Annotated in this window: 22 protein-coding genes; 17 read left to right on the forward strand and 5 right to left on the reverse strand. The window is 71.0% G+C overall.

The genetic code is table 11. The features are described from left to right. The first annotated feature begins 70 nt into the window (after positions 1 to 70). From OG766_RS29410 to OG766_RS29425, 4 genes are all read left to right on the forward strand, one after another. Positions 71 to 1,066, forward strand: a complete 996-nt coding sequence (locus OG766_RS29410; RefSeq protein ID WP_266387009.1) for a sugar ABC transporter substrate-binding protein — start codon at positions 71 to 73, stop codon at positions 1,064 to 1,066. A 107-nt stretch (positions 1,067 to 1,173) separates the two neighbouring features. After that, positions 1,174 to 2,187 carry a sugar ABC transporter substrate-binding protein gene (locus tag OG766_RS29415; RefSeq protein WP_266387007.1) on the forward strand — a complete coding sequence of 338 codons (1,014 nt, stop codon included), beginning with the start codon at positions 1,174 to 1,176 and terminating at the stop codon, positions 2,185 to 2,187. Further along, entirely contained in the window at positions 2,184 to 3,239 is a 1,056-nt protein-coding gene (locus OG766_RS29420) for an ABC transporter permease (RefSeq protein ID WP_328726587.1), read from the forward strand. Before OG766_RS29415 ends, OG766_RS29420 begins: the two co-directional genes overlap by 4 nt. Beyond that, entirely contained in the window at positions 3,206 to 4,096 is an 891-nt protein-coding gene (locus OG766_RS29425; protein ID WP_266387004.1) for an ATP-binding cassette domain-containing protein, read from the forward strand. The genes OG766_RS29420 and OG766_RS29425 overlap by 34 nt, the downstream gene beginning before the upstream one ends. Positions 4,097 to 4,173: 77 nt before the next feature. Here OG766_RS29425 and OG766_RS29430 read toward each other — a convergent pair whose 3' ends face one another. Next, positions 4,174 to 5,058, reverse strand: a complete 885-nt coding sequence (locus OG766_RS29430; RefSeq protein ID WP_266387002.1) for a YhjD/YihY/BrkB family envelope integrity protein — start codon at positions 5,056 to 5,058, stop codon at positions 4,174 to 4,176. Positions 5,059 to 5,363: 305 nt separating this feature from the next. Here OG766_RS29430 and OG766_RS29435 point away from each other — a divergent pair, with 305 nt between their 5' ends. The 10 genes from OG766_RS29435 to OG766_RS29480 all read left to right on the forward strand — a co-directional run bounded on the left by OG766_RS29435 (position 5,364) and on the right by OG766_RS29480 (position 16,649). Further along, positions 5,364 to 6,056 carry a GAP family protein gene (locus OG766_RS29435; protein ID WP_266388754.1) on the forward strand — a complete coding sequence of 231 codons (693 nt, stop codon included), beginning with the start codon at positions 5,364 to 5,366 and terminating at the stop codon, positions 6,054 to 6,056. A gap of 194 nt (positions 6,057 to 6,250) precedes the next feature. Then, positions 6,251 to 6,715: a DUF6325 family protein gene (locus OG766_RS29440; protein WP_266387000.1), complete on the forward strand. Its 465-nt coding sequence runs from the start codon at positions 6,251 to 6,253 to the stop codon at positions 6,713 to 6,715. 49 nt (positions 6,716 to 6,764) lie between these two features. Further along, the gene (locus tag OG766_RS29445; RefSeq protein ID WP_266386997.1) at positions 6,765 to 7,097 is read left to right on the forward strand and encodes an SHOCT domain-containing protein; all 333 of its coding nucleotides are present in this window, start codon (positions 6,765 to 6,767) and stop codon (positions 7,095 to 7,097) included. A gap of 12 nt (positions 7,098 to 7,109) precedes the next feature. After that, a complete protein-coding gene (locus OG766_RS29450) occupies positions 7,110 to 8,498 on the forward strand; it encodes a chloride channel protein (RefSeq protein WP_266386994.1) in 1,389 nt (462 codons plus the stop codon). 8 nt (positions 8,499 to 8,506) lie between these two features. Continuing rightward, the gene (locus tag OG766_RS29455) at positions 8,507 to 9,421 is read left to right on the forward strand and encodes a cyclase family protein (RefSeq protein ID WP_266386992.1); all 915 of its coding nucleotides are present in this window, start codon (positions 8,507 to 8,509) and stop codon (positions 9,419 to 9,421) included. Positions 9,422 to 9,500: 79 nt separating this feature from the next. After that, entirely contained in the window at positions 9,501 to 11,084 is a 1,584-nt protein-coding gene (locus tag OG766_RS29460; protein WP_266386989.1) for a GMC oxidoreductase, read from the forward strand. Positions 11,085 to 11,345: 261 nt separating this feature from the next. Further along, positions 11,346 to 12,182 carry an SDR family oxidoreductase gene (locus OG766_RS29465; RefSeq protein ID WP_423247118.1) on the forward strand — a complete coding sequence of 279 codons (837 nt, stop codon included), beginning with the start codon at positions 11,346 to 11,348 and terminating at the stop codon, positions 12,180 to 12,182. Positions 12,183 to 12,225: 43 nt separating this feature from the next. Next, a complete protein-coding gene (locus tag OG766_RS29470; protein WP_266386986.1) occupies positions 12,226 to 13,731 on the forward strand; it encodes a cytochrome ubiquinol oxidase subunit I in 1,506 nt (501 codons plus the stop codon). Then, a complete protein-coding gene (locus OG766_RS29475; RefSeq protein ID WP_266386983.1) occupies positions 13,728 to 14,780 on the forward strand; it encodes a cytochrome d ubiquinol oxidase subunit II in 1,053 nt (350 codons plus the stop codon). Before OG766_RS29470 ends, OG766_RS29475 begins: the two co-directional genes overlap by 4 nt. Before the next feature lie 51 nt (positions 14,781 to 14,831). After that, entirely contained in the window at positions 14,832 to 16,649 is a 1,818-nt protein-coding gene (locus OG766_RS29480) for a cation:proton antiporter (protein WP_266388748.1), read from the forward strand. Positions 16,650 to 16,719: 70 nt separating this feature from the next. Here the strand turns inward: OG766_RS29480 and OG766_RS29485 are convergent, their stop codons facing one another. After that, the gene (locus OG766_RS29485) at positions 16,720 to 18,600 is read right to left on the reverse strand and encodes a glycoside hydrolase family 15 protein (protein ID WP_266386980.1); all 1,881 of its coding nucleotides are present in this window, start codon (positions 18,598 to 18,600) and stop codon (positions 16,720 to 16,722) included. A gap of 160 nt (positions 18,601 to 18,760) precedes the next feature. On the opposite strand from OG766_RS29485, the gene OG766_RS29490 reads away from it, so the two are divergent. The 3 genes from OG766_RS29490 (at position 18,761) to OG766_RS29500 (ending at position 22,000) form a co-directional block, all read left to right on the forward strand. After that, on the forward strand, positions 18,761 to 20,065 hold the full coding sequence (locus OG766_RS29490; protein WP_266386979.1) for a DUF2254 domain-containing protein: 1,305 nt from the start codon (positions 18,761 to 18,763) through the stop codon (positions 20,063 to 20,065). Between the two features lie 172 nt (positions 20,066 to 20,237). Then, positions 20,238 to 21,425, forward strand: a complete 1,188-nt coding sequence (locus OG766_RS29495; RefSeq protein WP_266386978.1) for an ROK family glucokinase — start codon at positions 20,238 to 20,240, stop codon at positions 21,423 to 21,425. A 65-nt stretch (positions 21,426 to 21,490) separates the two neighbouring features. Next, a complete protein-coding gene (locus tag OG766_RS29500; protein WP_266388745.1) occupies positions 21,491 to 22,000 on the forward strand; it encodes a hypothetical protein in 510 nt (169 codons plus the stop codon). 118 nt (positions 22,001 to 22,118) lie between these two features. Here OG766_RS29500 and OG766_RS29505 read toward each other — a convergent pair whose 3' ends face one another. The 3 genes from OG766_RS29505 to OG766_RS29515 are packed head-to-tail and all read right to left on the reverse strand — an operon-like array spanning position 22,119 to position 24,020. Beyond that, positions 22,119 to 23,159, reverse strand: coding sequence for an iron-containing redox enzyme family protein (locus OG766_RS29505; RefSeq protein WP_443045562.1), 1,041 nt, complete (start codon positions 23,157 to 23,159; stop codon positions 22,119 to 22,121). Next, positions 23,156 to 23,362, reverse strand: coding sequence for a CDGSH iron-sulfur domain-containing protein (locus OG766_RS29510; protein WP_266386976.1), 207 nt, complete (start codon positions 23,360 to 23,362; stop codon positions 23,156 to 23,158). The genes OG766_RS29505 and OG766_RS29510 overlap by 4 nt, the downstream gene beginning before the upstream one ends. After that, complete coding sequence (locus OG766_RS29515; RefSeq protein WP_328726588.1) at positions 23,343 to 24,020, reverse strand: HemK2/MTQ2 family protein methyltransferase; 678 nt, start codon at positions 24,018 to 24,020, stop codon at positions 23,343 to 23,345. The genes OG766_RS29510 and OG766_RS29515 overlap by 20 nt, the downstream gene beginning before the upstream one ends. Positions 24,021 to 24,122 lie beyond the last annotated feature (102 nt).

Here is a 24,122-nt window from a genome sequence, read left to right on the forward strand (position 1 = left end):
GGCTCGCCCCACCGACGTAAAAACTCACCCAGCCGCAATCGGGCGGCCGGGAGAGAAGGCGGACCCCACCATGCGCACACCCCGCACGGCAGCAGTCCTGCTCGCCGCACTCGCACTCGCCGCCGCCGGATGCAGCGGCTCCGGCGGCAAGGACGCCGAGGAGAAGCCCGACGGCGGCAAGGGCGGCGGCAAGCCCGCCACGACCGAGCGGCTGAAGATCGCCATGGTGACCCACTCCGGAGAGGGCGACACCTTCTGGGACATCGTCCAGCGCGGCGCCAAGGACGCGGCGGCGAAGGACAACGTGGAGTTCCTGTACGCCGCGAACAAGGAGGGCAAGGAACAGGCCCAGCTGGTCCAGACGTACATCGACCAGGACGTGGACGGCATCGTCGTCACCCTCGCCAAACCGGAAGCGGTCAAGGACGTCGTCAAGAAGGCCGTCGCGGCCGGCATACCCGTCGTCACCATCAACTCCGGCGGGCAGTTCTCGCAGGAGGTCGGCGCGCTCAGCCACATCGGCCAGGACGAGTCCGTCGCCGGTGAGGCGGTCGGCGAGGAGCTCAACGCACGGGGGAAGAAGAAGGCGGTCTGCGTCATCCACGAGCAGGGCAACGTCTCGCTCGAGGACCGCTGCGCGGGAGTGAAGAAGACCTTCAAGGGCACCGTGGAGAACCTCAACGTCGACGGCACCAACATGCCCGCCACCACCTCCTCCATCGAGGCGAAGCTGCAGAGCGGCAAGGACATCGACGCCGTCGTCACCCTCGGCGCGCCGTTCGCCGCCGCCTCCGTCCAGGCCAGGCAGACCGCGGGGAGCAGCGCCGAGATCGACACCTTCGACCTGAACGCCGAGGTCGTCAAGCGGCTCAAGGCCAAGGAGGTCGGCTTCGCCGTCGACCAGCAGCCCTACCTCCAGGGTTATCTCGCCATCGACGAACTGTGGCTCAACAAGACCAACGGCAACGTCATCGGCGGCGGCAAGCCGGTGCTCACGGGACCGGCCCTGGTGACGGAGAAGGACGTCCCCGCGCTGGAGAAGCTCACGGCCGACGGCACACGGTGAGGTACACCGTGACCTGTGCCATGTCACACCCGCCCGCCACCCCCGCGAGGGTGCTCAGGGATACTTACCCCGGAGTACACCAGGCACAGCAAGAGGGGCACGGCGTCGTGGCAAAGGTTCGGACAGGGGTGCGTGCGATCGGCGCGGTGCTGGCGGCGGTGCTCGGAGCATCCCTCGCGGGATGCAGCGCCACCGGCGGCAAGCGCGCGGAGGACGCGCGGAAGGCCGCCGAGGCCCAGGGCCGCGCCGCGGTCAGCACGCCCCGCTGGACCTTCGCCATGGTGACCCACTCCGGGGATGGCGACACCTTCTGGGACATCGTCCAGAAGGGCGCGAAGCAGGCCGCGGTCAAGGACAACATCAAGTTCCTGTACGCCCACAGCGACGAGGCCCAGCAGCAGGCCCAGCTGGTCCAGACGTACATCGACCAGAACGTCGACGGACTGATCGTCACGCTCGCCAAGCCGGACGCGATGAAGGACGTCGTCGCCAAGGCCACCCGCGCCGGCATCCCGGTGATCACCGTGAACTCCGGCTCCGCCGAGTCCAAGGCGTTCGGCGCGCTCAGCCACATCGGCCAGGACGAGACCGTCGCCGGTGAGGCCGTCGGCGACGAGCTCGACAAGCGAGGGAAGAGGAAGGCCCTCTGCGTCCTGCACGAGCAGGGCAACGTGGGCCACGAGCAGCGCTGCGCCGGCACGAAGAAGACCTTCGCGGGGAACCTGCAGAACCTCTACGTCGACGGCACCAACATGCCCGACGTCCAGGCGTCCATCGAGGCCAAGCTCCAGACCGACCCGTCCATCGACGCCGTCGTCACCCTGGGCGCCCCCTTCGCGGACGCCGCGGTCCAGGCGAAGCAGACCGCGGGGAGCAAGGCCGAGATCGACACCTTCGACCTCAACGCCAAGGTCGCCGCCGCACTCGGGGCGGGAAAGCTCGGCTTCGCCGTCGACCAGCAGCCCTACCTCCAGGGCTACGAGGCCGTGGACCTCCTGTGGCTCCACCGCTACAACGCCGATGTGCTCGGCGGCGGACGGCCCGTCCTCACCGGACCGCAGATCATCACCCAGCAGGACGCCGCCGAACTGCAGGACTACACGGAGCGGGGAACCCGATGACCGCGACCGCACCACCCGCGCACGACAAGGCGGGCCCCACCGACGAGCGGCTGCTGCGCACCTCACCGCTGAAGAAGCTGCTCGGCCGCCCCGAACTGGGTTCGGTCGTCGGCGCGGCCGCCGTCTTCGTCTTCTTCTCCGTCGTGGCCGACAGCTTCCTGCGCACCTCCAGCCTCAGCACCGTGCTGTACGCGGCGTCGACCATCGGCATCATGGCCGTGCCCGTCGCCCTGCTGATGATCGGCGGCGAGTTCGACCTGTCGGCCGGCGTGCTGGTGACCAGCTCCGCGCTGATCTCCTCGATGTTCAGCTACCAGATGACGGCGAACGTCTGGGTCGGCGCCCTCGTCTCGCTGCTGGTCACACTCGCCATCGGCGCCTTCAACGGCATCATGCTGGTCCGTACGAAGCTACCGAGCTTCATCATCACGCTCGGTACGTTCCTGATGCTGACCGGCATGAACCTCGGCTTCACCAAGCTGATCAGCGGCACCGTGTCGACGAAGACCATCGCCGACATGGAGGGCTTCGCCTCCGCCAAGAAACTGTTCGCCACCTTCACCGTCGCCGGCGTCGACATCAAGACGACCATCCTGTGGTGGATCGCCCTGGTCGCCGTCGCCACCTGGATCCTGCTGCGCACCCGCTTCGGCAACTGGATCTTCGCGGCCGGCGGCGGCGACGGCGCGGCGCGCGCCGTCGGTGTCCCGGTGGCCAGGACCAAGATCGTCCTGTACATGGGTGTGGCGTTCTGCGCCTGGATCTCCGGCCAGCATCTGCTGTTCTCGTTCGACGTCGTCCAGTCCGGCGAAGGCGTCGGCAACGAGCTGATCTACATCATCGCGGCCGTCATCGGAGGCTGTCTGATCACCGGTGGCTACGGCTCGGCGATCGGCTCCGCGGTCGGTGCCTTCATCTTCGGCATGACCAGCAAGGGCATCGTGTACGCGGAGTGGAACCCGGACTGGTTCAAGTTCTTCCTCGGAGCGATGCTCCTCCTGGCCACCCTGCTCAACGCATGGGTCCGCAAGCGCGCGGAGGCGACACGGTGACAACACCCCACAAGGACACGGTGACAACACCCCACAAGACGGCCACGGCCCTCGTGGAGCTCGACGACGTCAGCAAGTACTACGGCAACATCCGCGCGCTCGAAGGGGTGTCGCTCGAAGTCCACGCGGGCGGCATCACCTGTGTCCTCGGCGACAACGGCGCCGGGAAGTCCACCCTCATCAAGATCATCGCGGGGCTGCACCAGCACGACGCGGGCACCCTCTCGATCGAGGGCGAGGAGACGGTGCTGGCCTCGCCCCGCGAGGCCCTCGACCGGGGCATCGCCACCGTCTACCAGGACCTCGCCGTCGTCCCGCTCATGCCCGTCTGGCGGAACTTCTTCCTCGGCTCCGAGCCGACGAAGGGCAGCGGCCCCTTCAAACGTCTCGACGTCCGCATGATGCGCGAGACCACCCGCGCCGAACTGCTGCGCATGGGCATCGACCTGCGCGACGTCGACCAGCCCATCGGCACCCTGTCCGGCGGCGAGCGGCAGTGCGTGGCGATCGCCCGCGCCGTCTACTTCGGTGCCAGGGTGCTGGTCCTGGACGAGCCGACGGCGGCGCTCGGCGTCAAGCAGTCCGGCGTCGTGCTGAAGTACGTGGCGGCCGCACGCGACGCCGGACTCGGCGTCGTACTGATCACGCACAACCCGCACCACGCCTATCTCGTCGGAGACCGGTTCGTGCTGCTCAAGCGCGGCACCATGGCCGGCAGCCACCGCAAGTCGGAGATCACCCTGGACGAGCTCACCCGTCAGATGGCCGGCGGCAGCGAGCTCGAGGATCTCCGCCATGAGCTGGAGCGCGCCCCCGTCCCGCGTCACGTCGGAGGACATGACCTGGGCCACGGCTGACACCGGTACGGACCGACCGACGTGCGTACGGACCGACGTGTGTACGGACCGACGTGCGTACGCGGGTCCGGGCACGGTCAGCGGGCCGAGTCGAGGCGGCGGGCGACCCAGGGTTCCTGGGCCAGTACGGCCCCCGCCGTGACACCGATCGCGATCGCGGCGCAGAGCACGATCAGCCAGGACAGTATGGTGAAGACCGAGCCGAAGGAGCCGTACTCGGCGAGGTTCCGGTTGATGGCGGCGGGCATGTAGTACCGGCTTCCGATCGACAGCACCGTGACGGCGAAGCCGGTCAGCACCGCGCCCGGCAGCAGCGGGCGCCAGCCGATGAGTCCGCCGAGCAGCAGATGCTGGCTCCACCACCACAGCAGCGTCTGGGACAGCAGCGTGACCGGAACGGCCACCCACAGCCCGACACCGAAACCGTCGCGCACCGGCCCCTGCACGATCAGGACGCCCAGCCACACCGCGATCCAGGCCAGCCAGCGCCAGGCGGCGATCCTCGTGCCCGACCGCGGGATCTGCCAGGCCCTCTTGCACAGCCGCTGCATCGCCCGGCTGCAGGCGGTGGCGGACAGCAGCACGATCACGGCGCCGGCCACACCGGTGGCCTCCCGCAGATTGCTGTCCTTGGACTTGTAGATCTGCTCCAGCTGCGCCCGGGAGTCGCCGGCCAGCCCGAACACCGCGGTCACGGAGCTGACCAGCTGGTCGCGTACCGCCTGCGGGGCGAAGGAGGCGACGACGAACAGCAGCGGGACGGCGGTGAGGAAGCACTGCGCGGCCAGCCGGGTCGCGGAATCCAGGATGTTCACCGAGATCATTCGGGCCGTCAGATGCGTGACGACGGGGAAGCGGGTCTCCGTGCGCGCGACCAGCGCCCGCAGGGATTCCCCCTTCGCCTCGAACTGAGCCGTCCACCATGACGGGCGAAGGAAGGAAGCGCGGCGCCCCGTGGTCATGGCGTTGCTCCTTCCCTGCGTCCCAGGGTGCGGGAGCGGGAGCCGCGCGGCATCTCGGATCAGGTGCCGCATCCGGTGCCACATCACACGTCACACCGGGCGTTGCACCCGGCGTCGCACCAGCCCTCACACCACCTGTCACAGGCGTCCCGCAGCGGGGCCGCTGTGCTCTGTTTGCGTGAGTCCGTCACCCGAGGTGACGATGGACGGTGAGCGGGCCGGGCACCGGCACGCGGTGCGGGCAGCCGGTGCGCCGGCCCGGCCACGGGGCGCTCGGGCTGCCCCAGACCGCAGACGGGAGCGTCATGGTCCTGGACTTGCTGCTCATCGCCGTGGCCATCACCCTCGACCCGTTGCCCATCATGGCGTTCGTGCTGGTGCTCTCGTCCCACAAGGGCGTCTGGCGGGGACTGGTCTTCATCCTCGCCTGGCTGGCCTGCCTCGTCGCGGTGATCGCCGCGGTCCTGCTGTTCACCGGCGGAACCCCGCCGCCGCCCAGGTCACCGCCCTCCACAGCCGCTCTCGCGGCCAAGCTCGCCATCGGCATCGGCCTGGTCGCGTACGGCGAGTACCGGCGCCGGCGCCGCGGCGCGCCACGCCGGCCTCCCTCCGGCCGCGCCAAGCACGCGCACGCGGCCGGGGCGCACTCCCGGGAGGGGAAGGAGAAGGGGACGGACGGGATGACCCCCTGGTCCGCGGCCGGACTCGCCGTCTTCCTCCAGCCGTGGGGCATGGTCGCCGCGGCCGCCACCGTCGTCGTGAAGGCGGACCTGTCCCATCTCACCTCGTATCTGGCCCTGTTCGGGTTCTGCATCCTGGCGACCGCCTCGTTGCTCGCCGCCGAGCTGTACACGGTGTTCGCGCCCCAGGCCGCGGGAGCCCGTCTGCATCGGCTGCGCTCCTGGATGGAGGCGCACGAGGAACCGGCCATCATCGTCGGCTGTCTGCTGATAGGCCTCTGGCTGACCGGCAACAGCATCTACCAGCTCACGAGTTGACCGCCGCGGCCCCGCACCGGGCCCCGTCGGCACGGCCCGCGGGGCCGTTGTGCCGAAGGTGCGAAGCACCCCGGCGAGTGCTGCAATGGCTTCGAGCGCCGCAATGTCACACGGGACGCCGCGTGCCCGAGGCCGCGCCGAGCCATCGGCAGGCGAGCCGCCCCGGAACGCTGATGCGCTCGCAAGGAGTGGTCATGAGCGATGACATCGAAGAAATGGGACCCGTCGACTACCTGGTCGTGGAGTTTCCCGGGAACCGCATGACGGGCGACGGCTTTCCGCTGCTCGTCGATCTGGTCGACCGCCGGATCATCCGCATTCTCGACCTGCTGTTCGTCCGCAAGGACACTGACGGTTCCGTCATGCTCCTGGAGCTGTCCGAGGTGGACAGCGACGGGACCCTCGACCTGACCGTCTTCGAAGGCGCGTCCTCCGGCCTGCTGGGCCAGGACGACATCGACGAGGCAGGCGCGGCCATCGAACCGGGCAACTCCGCCGCTGTCCTGGTGTACGAGAACACATGGGCCGCTCCGCTCGCCCGGGCCATGCGCGCGAGCGGCGCCCAGCTGGTGGCGGGGGGCCGGATTCCCGTACAGGCCCTGCTCGCCTCCCTGGACGAGGTCGAGGGCACGGGCGGCCAGGGGACGTCCGCGGCCTGAGCGGGCCCGCGCGCAGGTCCGCACCCTTCACACGCACTGGGAGACGAACATGCCACGCCTCATCCGCCGCGTCGCCCGCACCGCCGTCATCGCAGGAACCGCCACCGCGGTGTCCAACCGCGTGTCGCGGCGGCAGTCGGGCCGGTGGGCCCAGCAGGAGCAGCAGCAACAAGGACAGCCCGAGGGCCAGCCCCAGCCCCAGGGGCAGGTGCAGCAGAGCACGGCCGCGGCCCCGTCGTCGGAGGCCGTGCCGCCTCCGATGCCGCCCGACGACGACATGGGCAGAAAGATCGACAAGCTGAAGGAACTCGGCGAGCTGAAGGCGCAGGGGATCCTGACCGAGCAGGAGTTCGCGGTCGAGAAGCAGAAGATCCTCGGCTGAGGGCCGCCACCGATGACGCATGGGGAGCCCGGTCCGCAGCGGGAGGCGGCCGGGGCCGGTGACACCCGTCCGGAGCCGGACGTTCTGCGCGGCCTCCTGCTCAGTGCCTCCTACCGGAGGGTGCTGCTGTTCTCCGCCCTGATCGGTATCCCGGTCTCGCTGGTCGCGTTCTGGTTCCTCGTCGCGCTGCACCAGCTTGAGCACCTGATGTGGGACGACGTGCCGAAGGCGTTCGGCAGCCCGGTCCCGCCCTGGTGGTGGCCGCTGGTGCTGTTGCCGGTCGCGGGTCTGATCGTCGGCCTGGTCGTCGCGCGGCTGCCCGGCGGGGGCGGCCATGTGCCCGCGTACGGGCTGCAGGCCGGCGGTGCCACCGCCGCCGCCCTGCCCGGAGTGGTCATCGCGGCGGCGGCGAGCCTGCCGCTCGGCGCGACCCTCGGGCCGGAGGCACCGCTGATCGCGCTCGGCGGTGGTCTCGCCCTGCTGTTCCGTAACCTCGCGCGAGGCAATGTCACATCGCAGAACACCGCGCTCCTGGGCGCGGCCGGTGCCGCGGCGGCCATCTCCGTGGTCCTCGGCAACCCCGTGATCGCCGCCGTGCTGCTGATGGAGATCATCGGGGTGGGCGGTCCGCGGCTGGTCGCGGTCATGCTCCCCGCGCTGCTCTCCAGCGGCGTCGGCTCCCTGGTGTTCACCGGCTTCGGCCGGTGGACCGGGTTGCAGACGGGCAGCCTGCGGCTGCACCTGTCCGGGCCGTTCCCGCACCTCGACGCCGGGGACGTGGGCTGGACGCTGCTCATCGGTGTCGTCGTCGGCGTGCTGGTGCACGCGATCCAGTTCGTCGGACGGCTGGCGGCCGTGCGCGTACGGTCCCGTCCCGTCCCGTTCAGCGTCCTGTTCGCCTTCGGGGCCGGCATCTGCGCGGCCGTGTACACCGGTATCACCGGCCGCTCGCCCGCCGACGTCGCCTCGTCCGGCCAGAGCACGATGGTGCAGCTGGCCGCGGACCCCGCCTCATGGGGCGTCGGTGCGCTCGTCGCCGTTCTCGCGTTCAAGGGCCTCGCATACGCACTGTGCCTGGGCAGCCTGCGAGGCGGCCCGATCTTCCCGGCGCTGTTCCTCGGTGCGGCGACGGGCGTCCTGCTGGCGCCCCTGCCGGGTCTCGGCGTCATCCCGGGTCTGGCGGCCGGCATGGCCGCCTCGGCCGCCGCCGCGCTGCGGCTGCCCGTCAGCAGCGTGGTGCTCGTGGCCCTGCTGCTCGGCAGCATCGCCATGACCCCCGTGGTGATCCTCGCGGCGGTGGTCGCGATCATCACCACCGAACTGCTGCCGGGCGCCCACGGGGCGCCGCCCGCACCCGCCACCAAGGCCCCCGCCGGGGTCGGGGCGCGGGCACCGTCGTGACCGCCGCGATGAGCGCCGAGGCGTTCCGGACCCTCTACGACAAGGTCCGGGAACGGACTCGGCACGGCCCGGACGACCGGCGCGGCACGCTGAACCACCTCACGCCCGCCCGGGTGGTGGCGGCCGCCCGCGAGGTCATGACCGGTCGTACGGTCTCCCTCGCCGCGCCCGTGGCGACCCTGCCCGGCCCGGACAACCCGGACCCGGCCCGGCACCGGATGACGGCGCCCGGTCCGGGCGACGACCACTCGGAAGGGCTCGGCTTCGCCCTCGACCGCTTCGCCATGAACGTCCACGGGGACGTGGACAGCCATCTCGACGCACTGTGCCATGTCATGTACGACGGTGCGCTGTACAACGGCGTACCGGCGGACAGCGTGACCCCGCAGGGCGCCACCGAGCTCACCGTCGACGTCGTCCGCGACGGCGTCGTGGGCCGCGGGGTGCTCCTCGACATCCCCCGGCTCAGGGGAGTGCGCTGGCTGGAGCCGGGGGACCATGTCACGGCCGGCGACCTGGCCGCGGCCGAGGCCGCGCAAGGAGTGCGCACGGGCCCGGGCGACATCCTGCTCGTACGCGTGGGCCACCGGCGCAGACGCCGGGAGTCCGGGCCCTGGAACGCCGCGGAGGCGCGCGCCGGACTGCATCCGGAAGCCGTCGAGTTCCTCGCCGACCGGCAGGTCGCGCTGCTCGGCAGCGACGGCAACAACGACACCGCACCGAGCGCCGTGGAAGGAGTCGACTTCCCTGTCCATGTCCTGGCCGTCCAGGCCATGGGGATGCACCTGATGGACTATCTGCAGTTCGAGGAGCTGGCACCGGCCTGCGAGCAGGAGGGCCGCTGGAGTTTCCTGTGCGTGGTGGCACCGCTGCGGCTGCCGGAGGCCACCGGCTCCCCGGTCAACCCGATCGCCGTCCTGTGACCCGCCGCCCCGTGACCCCCGTGACCGATCCCCTGGTACGTCCGATCCCCAGGCAAGAACCGTGAGGACGGTGGCCGCCATGAACGAATCCCCGCACTACGACGTGATCATCATCGGCACCGGCGCGGGCGGTGGCACCCTCGCCCATCGCCTCGCCCCGTCCGGCCATCGCGTACTCGTCCTCGAACGCGGCGGCTACCTCCCCCGGGAACGCGACAACTGGGACTCCACCGCCGTGTTCGTCAAGGGCAAGTACCGTGCCCCCGAGTTCTGGTTCGACAAGCACGGCACCACGTTCCCGCCGGAGGTCAACTACTACGTCGGCGGCAACACCAAGTTCTACGGAGCCGCGCTCTTCCGGCTGCGCCCCCAGGACTTCGGCGAGATCCGCCACCACGGGGGCATGTCCCCGGCCTGGCCGCTCCGTTACGAGGACCTGGAGCCGTACTACACCCAGGCCGAGCACCTCTACATGGTCCACGGCAGACACGGCGAGGACCCCTGGGAGGGCCCGGCGAGCGAGGAGTACGCGTATCCGCCCGTCGAGCACGAGCCGCGCATCCAGCAGTTGAGCGACGACCTCGAGAAGCGCGGGCTGCACCCCTTCCACCTGCCCATCGGGGTCAATCTCCATCAGGACAACAGCGGCCGGGCCACCCACTCCAGTGTCTGTATCCGCTGCAACCGGGTCGACGGCTTCCCCTGTCTGGTGCGCGGCAAGTCCGACGCGCAGGTGATCTGCGTCGAACCCGCCCTGGAGCACGACAACGTCGACATGATCACCAACGCCCATGTGGTGAGGCTGGAGACCGACGCCGGCGGACGCAGCGTCAGCACCGTCGTCGCCGAGCTCGAGGACGGCACGCCGGCCCGGTTCACCGGCCATGTCGTGGTCGTCGCCTGCGGCGCGGTCAACTCCGCCGTCCTGCTGCTGGCATCGGCGAACGACCGGCACCCGGACGGACTCGCCAACCGCTCGGACGTCGTCGGCCGGCACTACATGCGGCACAACAACATGGCGCTGATGGCGGTGTCGAAGGAACCCAACGACACGCAGTTCCAGAAGACCCTCGCCCTGCACGACTGGTACCTGGGCGCCGACGACTGGGACTTCCCGCTCGGCGGCATCCAGATGCTCGGCAAGTCGGACGCCGACCAGATCCACGGCGAAGCCCCGCGCTGGGCCGGGGCCGTGACCCCGAACATGCCCTTCGAGGTGCTGGCCCACCACGCCGTCGACTTCTGGCTGTGCGGTGAGGACCTCCCCGATCCGGAGAACCGCGTCACCCTGGACCGGGACGGCGGCATCCATCTCGCCCTCGACGAGAACAACAACATCGCCGGACTGAACCGGCTGCGACACAAACTGCAGGGCATGCTGGGCCATCTGGGGATGCACGAGCAGCATCTGCTGTCGCACAGCATCTATCTGCACAAGGGCATGCCCATCGGCGCGACCGCCCACCAGGCGGGCACCGTGCGCTTCGGCAACGACCCGACGAGCTCGGCCCTGGACGTCAACTGCAAGGCCCACGACCTCGACAACCTCTACGTCGTCGACACGAGCTTCTTCCCGAGCATCGGCGCGGTGAACCCGTCCCTGACGGCCATGGCCAACGCCCTGCGCGTCGGTGACCACATCATCGAGCGCCTGCGCGGCTGAGGAAGTCAGGGCCGAGAGCCGAGGAGCTGAGAACGAACAGCTGAGGGACTGTGCGGCCCGGTGACCGAGCGGCGCCGGGGGCTGAGCCGAGCAACGCCTCACGCCCGGACCGCTGAGCCGACCGGGCGAACATCGACCACCCAACGGCCCACACGGCCGTGCGCTGTGCGCCTGCCGGCGGGCGCCGGTGGTTCCGTGGCGCGCGGGTTCCGATCAGCGCCGCCGCGGCCCCGGGCCGCGGACACGTACCCAGGAGGCATCGTGAGTTCCCAGGCCGGAGCGGCATCGTACGAGGTTCCGCAGCTGCTGAAGGGCCAGAAGGCGCTGGTGACCGGTGCCAATTCGGGCATCGGGAAGGCGACCGCGATCGGCCTGGGCCGGGCGGGCGCCGACGTGGTCGTCAACTACGTGGCGGGCAGCGAGTCCGCCGACGAGGTCGTCAAGGAGATCACCGGCTTCGGTGTGCGCGCCTACGCCCACGAGGCCGATGTGTCCCAGGAGGACCAGGTCACGGCCATGGTCGACCGGATGGTCGAGGAGTTCGGGACGATCGACATCATGGTCGCCAACGCCGGCCTCCAGCGGGACGCGCCCGTCACCGAGATGACGCTCGCCCAGTGGCAGAAGGTCATCGACGTCAACCTCACCGGCCAGTTCCTCTGCGCCAGGGAGGCCGCCAAGGAGTTCATGCGGCGCGGTGTCGTGCCCGAGGTGTCGCGCTCCGCCGGAAAGATCATCTGCATGAGTTCGGTGCACCAGCTCATCCCCTGGGCCGGCCATGTGAACTACGCCTCCTCCAAGGGCGGTGTGCACATGATGATGCAGACCCTCGCCCAGGAACTGGCGCCCCGGAAGATCCGGGTGAACGCGATCGGGCCCGGCGCCATCAAGACCCCGATCAACACCAGCGCATGGTCCACCCCCCAGGCCGAGAAGGACCTGCTGACGCTCATCCCCTACGGCCGTGTCGGCGACCCCGAGGACATCGCCCGCGCCGCCGTCGCGCTCGCCTCGGACCTGATGGACTACGTGGTCGGCGTCACGCTCTACGTCGACGGCGGGATGACCCTGTTCCCCGGGTTCGCCACCGGCGGCTGAACACGCGTCCCGTCCGAAGGGCCCCCGACCACCGAAGGCACACATGCACAGTTCGGTCCAGCTGCCGGCCCAGGCGCTGTTGCTGGTGGACGCACCCGCCCAACTGCTCCCGGCCAGGGAGCTCATGGCGTTCACCCTGGCCTCGCACATCATCCTGGTGCCGATGGGGGTGGCGCTGCCGCTGATCACACTGATCATGCACTACCGCGGACTGCGCGGGAACGACGCCGTCGCCCTGCTCCTCGCCCGGCGCTGGTCGGCGGTCATGGCGGTCCAGTTCGCCGTCGGCGTCGTGACGGGCACGGTCCTGTCCTTCGAGTTCGGCCTGCTCTGGCCGGGCCTCATGGGACGGTGGGGCGATGTCTTCGGCATCGGATTCGGCGTCGAGGCCTGGGCGTTCTTCCTCGAAGCCATCCTCATCGCCATCTACCTCTACGGCTGGCGCCGGCTGAAACCACGCACCCACTTCCTGCTCGGCCTTCCGCTGCCCGCGACCGCGCTGCTCGGCGCGTTCGGCATCATCGCGGCCAACTCGTGGATGAACACGCCCCAGGGCTTCACCCTCGACTCCGAGGGCAACCCGGTCGACGTCGACATCTGGAAGGCGATCTTCACCCCGATGTTCGGGCCGCAGTACTGGCACTTCGTGGTGGCGATGTTCGTCACCGCCGGGTACGTCGTCGCGGGTGTGTACGCCGTGGGGTGGCTGCGCGGCCGCAGGGACCGCTACCACCGGCTCGGCTTCACCGTCCCGTTCACGGTCGCCGCCGTGTTCACCCCGGTGCAGTTCGTGCTCGGCGACTCCATCGCCCGCTCGGTGTTCCACAAACAGCCCGTGAAGTTCGCCGCGATGGAGATCGTCTGGAAGACCGACACCCACGTACCGGAGTACATCTTCGGCCGTCTCCACCCCGACGGAACCGTCTCCGGGGGCATCAAGATCCCCCAACTGGACTCCATGCTGGCCGGGTTCAAGCCGAGTACGAAGGTCACCGGGCTCACCTCCGTCCCGGCGGCCGACCGGCCGAACGCCACCCAGGCCACCATCGCCCACTGGGCCTTCGACATCATGGTCGTCCTCGGCTCGCTTCTGCTGCTGCTCGCCCTCTGGTACGCCTGGGTCCGCTTCCGGCGGCGCAAGGAGCCGGAGCCCCGCAGGCTGCCGCAGTCACGGTGGTTCTGGCGCAGCGCCGCCTGCGCCGGTGTCGCCTCGGTCGTCGCCGTCGAATGCGGCTGGATCACGACCGAGGTGGGCCGCCAGCCCTGGATCGTGTACGGGAACATGCGGGTCGCCGAGGCGGTGACCGCGACCCGGTCGACCACCCTGTGGATCATGTTCGGCCTGGTGGTCGTCGTCTATGTGTTCATCTTCGGCTCCTTCCTCGCCCTGCTGCTGAAGATGCGGACCCGCTGGCGGCTCGACGACGCGGCCGGGGGTGTCGGGCAGCCGGCCGGAGGGCCGGAGACCGACCTCCCCTACGGCCCCCGCCACGGGCTGCAGGAAGCGGCCCCGCCGGAATCCGCCACGCGCAAAGGCGGTCCCTCATGACGCTCGCCGGACTGATCGCCCTGGTGCTGCTGATCGCGGTGGCCGCCTACGCCTGCGCCGGCGGCACGGACTACGGCGCCGGATTCTGGGACCTGTTCGCCGGCGGGGCGGAGCGCGGGAAGCGCCCACGGTGGCTGATCGACCATGCGATGGCGCCCGTGTGGGAGGTCAACAACGTCTGGCTGATCTTCATCCTGGTGATCATGTGGACCGGGTTCCCCGTGCTGTTCCAGACGCTGTTCGCCGCGATGTGGCTGCCGCTGGCGCTCGCCGCCGTCGGCATGGTGCTGCGCGGTGCCGGGTTCGCGTTGCGCAAGCCCATGCGGCGGGTGGCCGGACGGCGGCTGTACGGGGCGCTGTTCGCCATCGCCTCGCTCCTCACCCCGTTCTTCCTCGGCGCGGCCGTCGGCGGGATCGCGTCCGGCCGGGCGGCGCCCGGAACCCTGCCGTCCGCGGAGGTCTGGGCCAACCCGACGTCCGTCTTCTTCGGGCTGCTCACCATCACCGCGACGGCCTTCCTGGGCGCGGTCTTCCTCTCCCGGGACGCGGAGCGCTTCGACGCGCCGGATCTCGTCGGCTACTTCCGGCGCCGGGCGCTGGGCAGTCTGGCCGTCGTGGTCCTGCTCGGTGTCGCCGCCTTCCTCGTCGTCCGCGGCGACGCCCCCCATCTCTGGCACGGTCTCACCCATGGCGTGGGGCTGGCCCTCGTCGTCGTGGCCGTGGTCTGTGTGCTGGCCACGGCGTGGCTGCTGCTGCGGTCCCGGGGTGCCTGGACCCGTACCACCGCCATCGGTACGGTCGCCGCGGCCGTACTGGCCTGGGGCTTCGCCCAGCGGCCGTACCTCATCCCGCCCAGCCTGACCGTGCGGGAAGCGGCGGGTGATCCCACGTCGCTGACCTGGCTGGCCTTCGTCACGCTCGTCGCGGTGATCCTCGTCGGTCCCGCCCTCGTGCTGCTGTACTGGCTGGACACCCACGGGGAGCTGGAGTCCCTCACGGACGCCGATCTGCGGCGGGGCGCCCCCGGGAACCCGGCCGAGGGCGAGTGACGGGGCGGACGGGACCTTGACGGGACGGACGGCACGGACGGGGCGAGCGTGCTGACCGCCGACCAGTTCCTCCTCGGCATCGGGCTGACCGTCGTCCTCGCCGTCGGGTCCCAGATCCTGGCGAACCGGCTGCGTCTGCCCGCGCTGATCCTGCTGCTCCCGGCCGGCTTCACCGCGGGCGCCCTCACCGATGTCGTCCATCCGGACAAGCTGGCGCCGGCGAACTTCGCGTCCATCGTCTCGCTGTGCGTGGCCGTGATCCTCTACGACGCCGGCCTCGGCCTCGAACTGCGCCATCTGCGGGCGGCCACCCGCTCGGTGGTGCTGAGGCTCCTGGTCCTCGGCGTGGTGCTCACGTCCGCGGCCGTCATGCTGCTCGGCCCCGTGCTGTTCGGTGTCCCGCTCGCCGTGGCCGTGATGCTGGGCGTGATCCTCGTCGTCTCGGGACCGACGGTGGTGGGGCCGCTGCTGGAGCACGTACGGCCCTCGGAGCGGGTGCGGCGCGTCCTGGTCTGGGAGGGGAGCCTGATCGATCCGGTCGGGGCCATCCTCGGGGCGCTCGTCTTCCACTCGCTCCTGGCCGGTGACTTCCAGGTCGGCCGGGGGTTCCGGTTCGGTGAGTTCCTCCTCAGCGCGCTCGTCGGGCTGGCGGGCGGCGTGGTGGGGGCGGCCCTGCTGTGGTTCTGCCTCCGTACGCTCCGGCTCGGCGAGACGCTCGGGACCCTCGCCCAACTGGCCACCGTCATCACGGTGTCGGCGGCGTGCGACATCGTGCGCGAGGACACGGGGCTGATCGCCGCGATCGTCACCGGGCTCGCCGTGGCGAATCTCCCCGGGCTCGACATGCCCGCCCGGCGCCCGTTCTTCGAGACCCTCGTCCAGCTCATCATCGGCCTGCTGTTCGTATCGATCTCGGCCGGGGTCGCCCCGTCGTCCGTCCGTCCCGTGCTCCTGCCGGCCCTGGTCCTGATCGCCGTGCTCGTCCTGGTGGTGCGGCCGCTCGTCGCCTGGCTGTCGACGCACCGGACCGGACTGCCGCGCGGGGAGCGGGCGTTCCTCGGCTGGATGGCGCCGCGCGGTATCGTCGCCGCGTCCACGGCTTCCGCGTTCTCCGGCACCCTGGCCGCGGAGGGGCTGGCCGGGGCCGCCACGATCCTTCCCGTCACGTTCCTGGTCATCGTGGGCACGGTCGCCGTGTACGGGCTGACCGCCGCGCCGGTCGCGCGCCGGCTGGGAGTCACCCGCCCGGTGGGCGCCCGGCCGCTCCTGGTGGGCGGCGAGCCCTGGGCCGTCGCTCTGGGGCGGTGTCTGCGGTCCGCGGGTCTGGACGTCCTGATGTGGGCGGGGCCCGAGGAGCAGCGGGAGCGCATCGCACGGGCCGGGATCGAGTCGGCCCCGGGTGAGCTCCTGGCCACGGCGATGGATCCGCAGGCCCGGCTCGAAGGGATCACGTCCGTCCTGCTGCTGACCGACGACGACGACTTCAACGCGCTGGTCTCGGTCGTCGTACGGGACAGCGTCGACGGCCCGGTCCACCGGATCGGTCCTCCGGCGGACAGCTCCGGCGCCGTCGCCACGCACGCCGGGCGGGACGTCCTCTTCGGCCGGGACCTGGCCCGGCGTGCTCTCGCGGCCCGTTACGAGCAGGGCGCGCGCTTCGTGCTGAGCGGGCCGGAGCAGGCCCTGCCCGCCGGGCACGACGTCCTCTTCGTGGTACGGGCGGACGGCCGGCTCGACCCGGTGACGGAGGCCCGCGCCGTCCGGCCGGAAGCCGGGGACACGGTCGTCCTGCTCACCCCGGCTCCCGGCGGTCCCGAGAAGAACCCCGCGGACCCCACGGGACACCCGGCGGACACGGACGGGCCCTGACCCGCGCCACGGCCGCGGAGGGCGCGGCCGCGTCGGGGTGCGGGCGCGGCGGGGTGCGGGCGCCGGCGGATCAGAAACCGGACTCGGGGACCCGCGCCCGGTGCGAAGTGGCGCTGCTGCGCGCCCGGTTGAGCTCGGCGTCCAGGGTGAGCGCCGTGTCGATGAACGCGAGATGGGTGAAGGCCTGGGGGAAGTTGCCGAGCTGACGTCCGGTCAGGTCGATCTCCTCGGAGTACAGGCCCAGATGGTTGGCGTACGTGAGCATCTTCTCCAGGACGAGCCGCGCGTCGCTCAGCCTGCCCGCCCGGGCGAGGGCGTCGACGTAGATGAACGTGCACAGAGAGAAGGTGCCTTCGGAGCCGGTCAGACCGTCGGGCGACGCCTCGGGGTTGTAGCGGTAGACCAGGCTGTCGTTGACCAGTTCCCGGTCCATGGCGGCCAGGGTGGAGTCCCACATGGGGTCGTCCGGGGTGATGAAGCCGACGGTGGCCATCCGCAGCAGCGACGAGTCGAGGACCTGGCTGCCGTAGTGCTGTACGAAGGCCTTCCGCTCGGGGTCCCAGCCGCGGGCCTGGACCTGCTCGTAGATCTTGTCGCGTTCGATGTTCCAGCGGGCCATCGAGGCCGGGCGGCCGCTCGCGGCGGCCAGCCGCAGGGCCCGGTCGAAGGCCACCCAGGACATCACCCGCCCGTAGGTGAAGTCCTGGCGTCCGCCCCGGGTCTCCCACAGGCCCTCCTCGGCCTGGTCCCAGTGGTCGCTGAGCCAGTCGAGCAGGGTGCGCAGGGACGTCCAGCCGCGGTGGTCCAGCTGGATGCCGCGCTGGTGGGCGAAGAAGATGCTGTCCAGCGCCTCGCCGTAGATGTCGAGCTGAAGCTGGTCGGCGGCTCCGTTGCCGATGCGCACGGGGCGGGACCCGGCGTAGCCCTCCCAGTGGTCGAGGGTCTCCTCGACCAGGTCGGAGGAGCCGTCGACCCGGTACATGATGTTGAGCGGCCCGGAGTCGCCGTCGCAGCCCGCCTTCTCGTGGACCCGGTCGCGCAGCCAGCCGATGAACGCCACCGCTTCCTCGGTGAAGCCGAGTCCCAGCAGGGCGTAGATGGAGAAGGAGGCGTCACGGATCCAGGTGAAGCGGTAGTCCCAGTTCCGCTCGCCGCCCAGCTGCTCGGGCAGTCCGGCGGTCGGTGCCGCCACCAGCGCGCCGCTCGGCGCGTACGTCATCAGCTTCAGGGTCACCGCCGAGCGCTCGACGGCCTCCCGCCAGCGGCCGGAATAGCGCGACTGGCTCAGCCAGTTGCGCCAGAACTGCACCGTGTCGTCGAAGAGCTGCATGTACTCGGCGTGGTGGATGTGCCGCGGCGGGCCGTCGGCGAAGGTCTCCATCACCACGCCCCGCTCCTGGCCGGCGTCCAGGGTCAGGCTGAAGTGCATGTCGTTGTCGCCCCGGTCCTGGGGGACGAGCCGTGCGTCCCCGGGCTCGCGCACCGCGTGGACGGTCAGCTCCAGATCGTCCGTGGCGAACACGGCCCCCCGCTCGGTGTAGTTCAGTTTGTGCGGGGTGCGGCCGTAGTTGAAGCGCGGAGCGATGTCGACCTGGAAGGTGAGGGTGCCCCGCACGCACCGCAGCAGACGGACCAGGCGGTGGTGCCTGGTGGCGGTGGACCCCGTGACCGGCATGAAGTCGACGACCTCGCCGGCGCCCGCCTCGGTCATGAAGCGGGTGACGAGGACCGCGGTGTCCGGCATGTACAACTGCTTCGTCGCGTACGTCTTGTCCACCGGCGCGACCTTGAAGTGGCCGCCCTTCTCGCTGTCCAGCAGGGACCCGAAGATGCTCGGGGAGTCGAAGCGTGGTGAGCAGTACCAGTCGATGGTTCCGTGGGTGGTGACCAGCGCCGCGGTCTGCAGGTCGCCGATCAGTCCGTGGTCCTCGATGAGGGGGTAGTCGCCCATCCCGAGCCCCTTTCGCCCTGGGTCCGCGGGCAGATGCCGCCACATCAGCTTAGACACTCATCGTAATTCGGGCTTTTCTGGAGAATTCGTGCGGCTTCGGGGACGGCACTACCGTGGAACGCGAGAACGCACACCAGGCGAGATCCCGGGGGCGCACACGATGATGTCCTGGGCGACGGCCTTCCGGCTGCGGCAGTACGCCAAGGCCAGCCTGTGGATCATCCCGCTGCTCGGGCTCGTTCTCGGTGTGCTCCTCGCGGACGCCGCGGTCTGGCTCGAGGGCATGATCCAGGTGCCGGAGCACTGGCGGTACTCCCCGTCCACCGCGAGCAGCGTCCTCAGCTCCATCGTCGGGGCGATGGTCGCCCTGCTCGGGTTCGTCGTCACCATCGGCATCCTGGTCGTCCAGCAGGCCACGGGCTCGCTGTCGCCGCGCTACATGCGCCTGTGGTACCGGGACCGGCTGCAGAAAGCCGTGCTCGCGACGTTCACCGGGACGTTCGCCTTCGCCTTCTCGCTGCTGCGGCTCATCGAGACGGACTTCGTGCCCAATCTCGGCGTCACCCTCGCCGGCACGGGCGTCGCGGTGAGCCTGCTGCTCCTGCTGATCTATCTCAACCGCTTCATCCACAACCTGCGGCCGGTGGCCATCGCCGCCCTCGTCTCGGGGGCGGGCCGCCGGTTGCTGGAGCGGGGGCTCGCACTCCAGGCGAAGGGGACGCTCAGCGCCGGGGAGCCGGAGGAGCCGCTGCCGGACGGCCCGGTCACCCTGGTCCGCACCGAACGCGGCGGGGCCCTCCAGGGCATCCACGCGGCCCGGCTGACGGCCGCCGCCGAGCGCCACGACTGCGTCCTCGTGCTCAGACATCCGGTGGGAGACTTCGTACCGCCCGGCGCCGCACTGATCGCGGTGCACGGAGCGTCACCCGACGGCCACCGGGCGATCGACCACCGCGAGCTCACCGGGTACGTCGCGCTCGGCGTCGAGCGGACCATCGAGCAGGATCCCGCCTTCGCCCTGCGCATCCTCGTCGACGTCGCGATCAGGGCGCTCTCACCGGCCGTCAACGACCCCACGACCGCCGTCCAGGTCCTCAACCACATCGAGGCCATGCTGCACAACATCGGGCGGGTGGAGCTGCACCGCGTCTACACCCTCCGTGACCGCCGCGGTCGCCCCCGGCTGGTGCTCCCGGGCCGGTCCTGGGAGGACTTCCTCCAGCTGGCCCTGACCGAGATCCGCGAGTACGGCGCGGACTCCACCCAGGTCTGCAGGCGCCTCAGGGCCCTGCTCCAGGGCCTGCTCGGCGCCCTGCCCGAGGGACACCTGCCTCCCGTGCGCGCACAGCTCACACTGCTCGACGACGCGGTCGCCCAGGCGTTCACCGACCCCGCCCGGCGGGCGGCCGCGCTGATTCCCGACCGGCAGGGCATCGGCGGCGGCTCCGGCGAGGCCCCGGTGTGAGCGCCGTCCACACGGCGGTGCGCGCGGCCGCGCCCCGGCCGCAGCGGCCGCGGGCGCCGTCCCGCCCGCGGCCGGTCAGGGCCCTCACACCGCCCGGATGGCACAATCGGGCACGGCGGGTGCCGCCCGCCTCCGCTGATCCGGACCGCCCCCACACCCCCGCAGGGACGCCTTGAGCACGTACCGCGACTTCGCCCACCGAGGCGCCGCCCGCGCCACCGTCCTGCGGACCGTCGGCACCCGTGAACGGCGCTCGCACCTCACCGCGCCCCGCGTGCCGACCGTGGGCATCGACATCGGCGGTACGAAGGTGATGGCCGGTGTCGTCGACGCCGACGGCATCATCCTGGAGAAGCTCCGCACCGAGACCCCCGACAAGTCCAAGAGCCCCAGGGTCGTCGAGGACACCATCGTCGACCTGGTTCTCGACCTCTCCGACCGGCACGACGTGCACGCCGTCGGCATCGGCGCGGCCGGCTGGGTCGACGCCGACCGTTCCACGGTGCTCTTCGCCCCGCATCTCGCCTGGCGCAACGAACCACTGCGGGACTCGCTGCAGAACCGGCTCGCCGTCCCGGTCATGGTCGACAACGACGCCAACACCGCCGCCTGGGCCGAATGGCGCTTCGGCGCGGGCCGCGGCGAGGACCACCTCGTCATGATCACGCTCGGCACCGGCATCGGCGGCGCCATCCTGGAGGACGGCCAGGTCAAGCGCGGCAAGTACGGCGTCGCCGGAGAGTTCGGCCATATGCAGGTCGTGCCCGGCGGACACCGCTGCCCCTGCGGCAACCGCGGCTGCTGGGAGCAGTACAGCTCCGGAAACGCCCTGGTCCGCGAGGCCCGCGAGCTGGCCGCCGCCGACTCCCCGGTCGCGTACAACATCATCGAGCGGGTCAAGGGCAGCATCCCGGACATCACCGGACCGCTGATCACCGAGCTGGCCCGGGAGGGCGACGCCATGTGCGTCGAGCTGCTCCAGGAGATCGGCCAGTGGCTCGGCGTCGGCATCGCCAATCTCGCCGCCGCCCTCGACCCGTCCTGCTTCGTCATCGGCGGCGGTGTCAGCGCGGCCGACGACCTGCTGATCGGGCCCGCCAGGGACGCCTTCCGCCGCCATCTCACCGGCCGCGGCTACCGGCCGGAGGCCCGTATCGCCAAGGCCCAGCTCGGGCCGGAGGCGGGTATGGTCGGTGCGGCCGATCTCGCCCGGCTCGTCGCCCGCCGCTTCCGGCGTGCCAAGCGGCGCCGCGTCGAGCGGTACGAGAGATACGAGCGGTACGCCCAGGCCCTCCGCAACCCCGGTGGCGACGGCGACACCGGCGACCGTGCCCGCACCACCCCTCAGGACCCCGTGTGAAGACCGTGCCCCGACAGACCGTGCCCGTGGACGAGCCCGTGCGTCCGCCCGAGGACCGGCGCCACATGATCCGCCGCCGCTGGCTGACCGCGATCGTCATCGTGCTGCTGATCGGCATCCCGGCCGGCTATCTGCTGATCTCGGCGGAGCAGAGCCGCGACAGCGGGCGGGACAAGGAGGCCGAGTCCTCGGCGACCGGGCTGCGCGACAGTTGGCCCTCCAAGATGAAGCGCCGGGTCTTCGAGGTGCCGATCCCGCAGAAGTCCACCGAGGTCGCGTACTACGAGACCAGCAACTGGAAGACCAGCCGGCTCTACGTCAAGTTCCGCACCACCGCTGCGGGCCTGGACTCGTACCTCACGAAGGCGGGCACCAGTCGCTCCCGGCTGAACACCGGCGACGTCACCATCGACGAGCGCGACGCCGGGACCGTGGGCTGGGTCTTCCGGCCGGCGGCCGCCTGGGCCGCCACCACGCACAAGCAGCACGATCCGCGCCCCAGCCAGGACATCACCGTCGATCTGACCGATCCGTCCGCCCCCATGGTCTTCGTTGTCTCGACCGCGAACCCCTGATCCGGAGCGGGCCCCCTCTGCGCTGCGCGGGCGATGCTGGAGTCCACCGATCCCGTCCAGCGGGTGCGGCGGGCTGGGGCTCGGGCGCGGCGGGTCCGGGCAGGGCGCGGAAGAAGGGTCAGTCCCGGGAGCGGGACCCGCCGACCTCCTCCACGGCCGACGCCGTAGCGCTCGTGCGCAGTGAGCTGTGCCCCGCCCGCCACGCTGTCGTCAGATGATCGCCCAGCCGCTCTTCCACGTATGCCGTGGCGGCCAGACCGAAGGCCATGTCGCCGGCGAGCGACGGCTCGTCGGCGAGCAGACCGCCGATCACGTCCCGGCGGACCACCTGTTCGTGCACCGCGTCGGCGGTGACGTGTTCCGCGTAAAAGTGTTCCGCTGCCGCTCCGGCCGCGGTTCGCCGCATCGCCTGCGCCAGCCGGCGCGAGCCGGGCGAGGAGGTGATCTCCACGGACGCGAAGTGCCCGACCAGTGCCCCGCGCAGAGCCCGGTGCAGACCGAACAGAGACATCATGTTCACGGAGGCCAGCATCGGGGCGCTCGCCGCGTCCAGGTAGCGCCCGTACGTGGAATCCAGCCCCAGGTCCTCCATCAGGTCCGCGAAGAGCCGAGCGTGCACCCGGTCGGCTCGTCCGGCGCCGAACTCGTCGTACTCCACGGCCACGAACGCCGCCTTGGCGCGGCCACGAAGCCGCGGGATGACCCATGCGTGCGGGTCGGCTTCCTTGAGGTGGTACAGCGAGCGCTGCGCCGCGTACTCGCGCAGGTGCCACAACTCGCCCTCATCACGAAGGAAGTACGACACCCCGGTGCCGTCGACGGGCTCGGTGAGGATGCTCTCCAGTGCGGTCTCCAGGTCCGGGTAATCCGCCGTCCCCTCCCGCAACGCGCCCAGGAAGGGGCGTTCCAGAGCTGCCCGGAGCCGTAGCAGTTCAGGATCCCACTCCCATGTTGCGTCGACGCCGGCGAATCCGTGGTAGTGCAGCTCGTAACACAGGTACAGGGTGAGCTGTGCGTCGTCGCCGAGCGGGTCTGCGGAGGCCGCCGCCGTATCAGGCAGTGGGCCGCCGGCCGGGCGGGTCAGCGCCGCGAGCAGACCGTCCGACACCTCCCCGCGCGCCTCCGGCAGAGCGGCGGATACGGCCGCCGGGGCCCTCACGACCGGCTCCGGCGCCGGTGGCTGGTGTCGCACCAGGGGTAGGTGCGGCTGCGCCGGCACAGGCAGACCGCCACGACGAATCGGTCCGACCGCGCGGTGGTGCCGTCGTCGAGTGTGACCTCGGCCGGCCCGTCCAGCAGCAGAGGGCCATCCTCGGTCAGCGCCAGACGACACGCTGGGCGCTCATCGGGTGCGTTCGGCACGGATGACCACCAACTCCTCCATGGACTCTTCCGGGGCCACCAGGCCCCGGCTGCGCAGCCATTCGGCACGTGCGCGCAGCACCGGCCCGAACGGGATCCGACGCCGCCGTTGCACTCGTGCCGTCAGGCCGTGAGAGCGCAACTGGGCCAGTGTGCGCGTGGGTCGGGAGAGTGCCGAGTGCACCAGCAGCAGCGTGCCGGCGGGGCGCAGCAGTGGTGGCGCGTCCGCGCAGATCCGGTCCAGCAGCGCGCGCCCGTCCAGGCCGGCGTCCCACGCGACCGACCGGCCCGCCGTTGGCGGCCGGCTCTCCGGTGCGGGCACGTAGGGCGGATTGCTGAGGATGAGGTCGAACCGACGGTTTGCCACGGGCGCGAACAAGTCCCCGCGGACCACATGGACCGGGAGCTTCGCCGTGGATGCGTTGAGACGTGCGGTCGCCACCGCCTCGGAGGAGACGTCCACGGCGGTCACTCGGGCGCCGTGCCGCGCCGCCAACAAGGCGAGAACGCCGGTGCCGGTGCACATGTCCAGGACCTGGGCCCCGTGGGTCGGCAGGCTCTCCTCAAGGACCTCGGCGAGCAGGTGAGTGTCGGCTTGAGGAAGGTAGACCCATGTCCCCGCCGGGGCCGGAGGGGCGACCGGTGACACGTGGGTCATACTGCCGTCCCTTCGCCGGGTGGTCGGTCCCGAGCGGACCGGCTCAGTGATCGGCGTGTGCCCACTCTCACCTGGTCCATGCGCCGCAGAGGGACCCCGGTC

This window comes from Streptomyces sp. NBC_00259 (assembly GCF_036181745.1).
In the GTDB taxonomy this organism is placed as follows: Bacteria; Actinomycetota; Actinomycetes; order Streptomycetales; family Streptomycetaceae; genus Streptomyces; species Streptomyces pratisoli.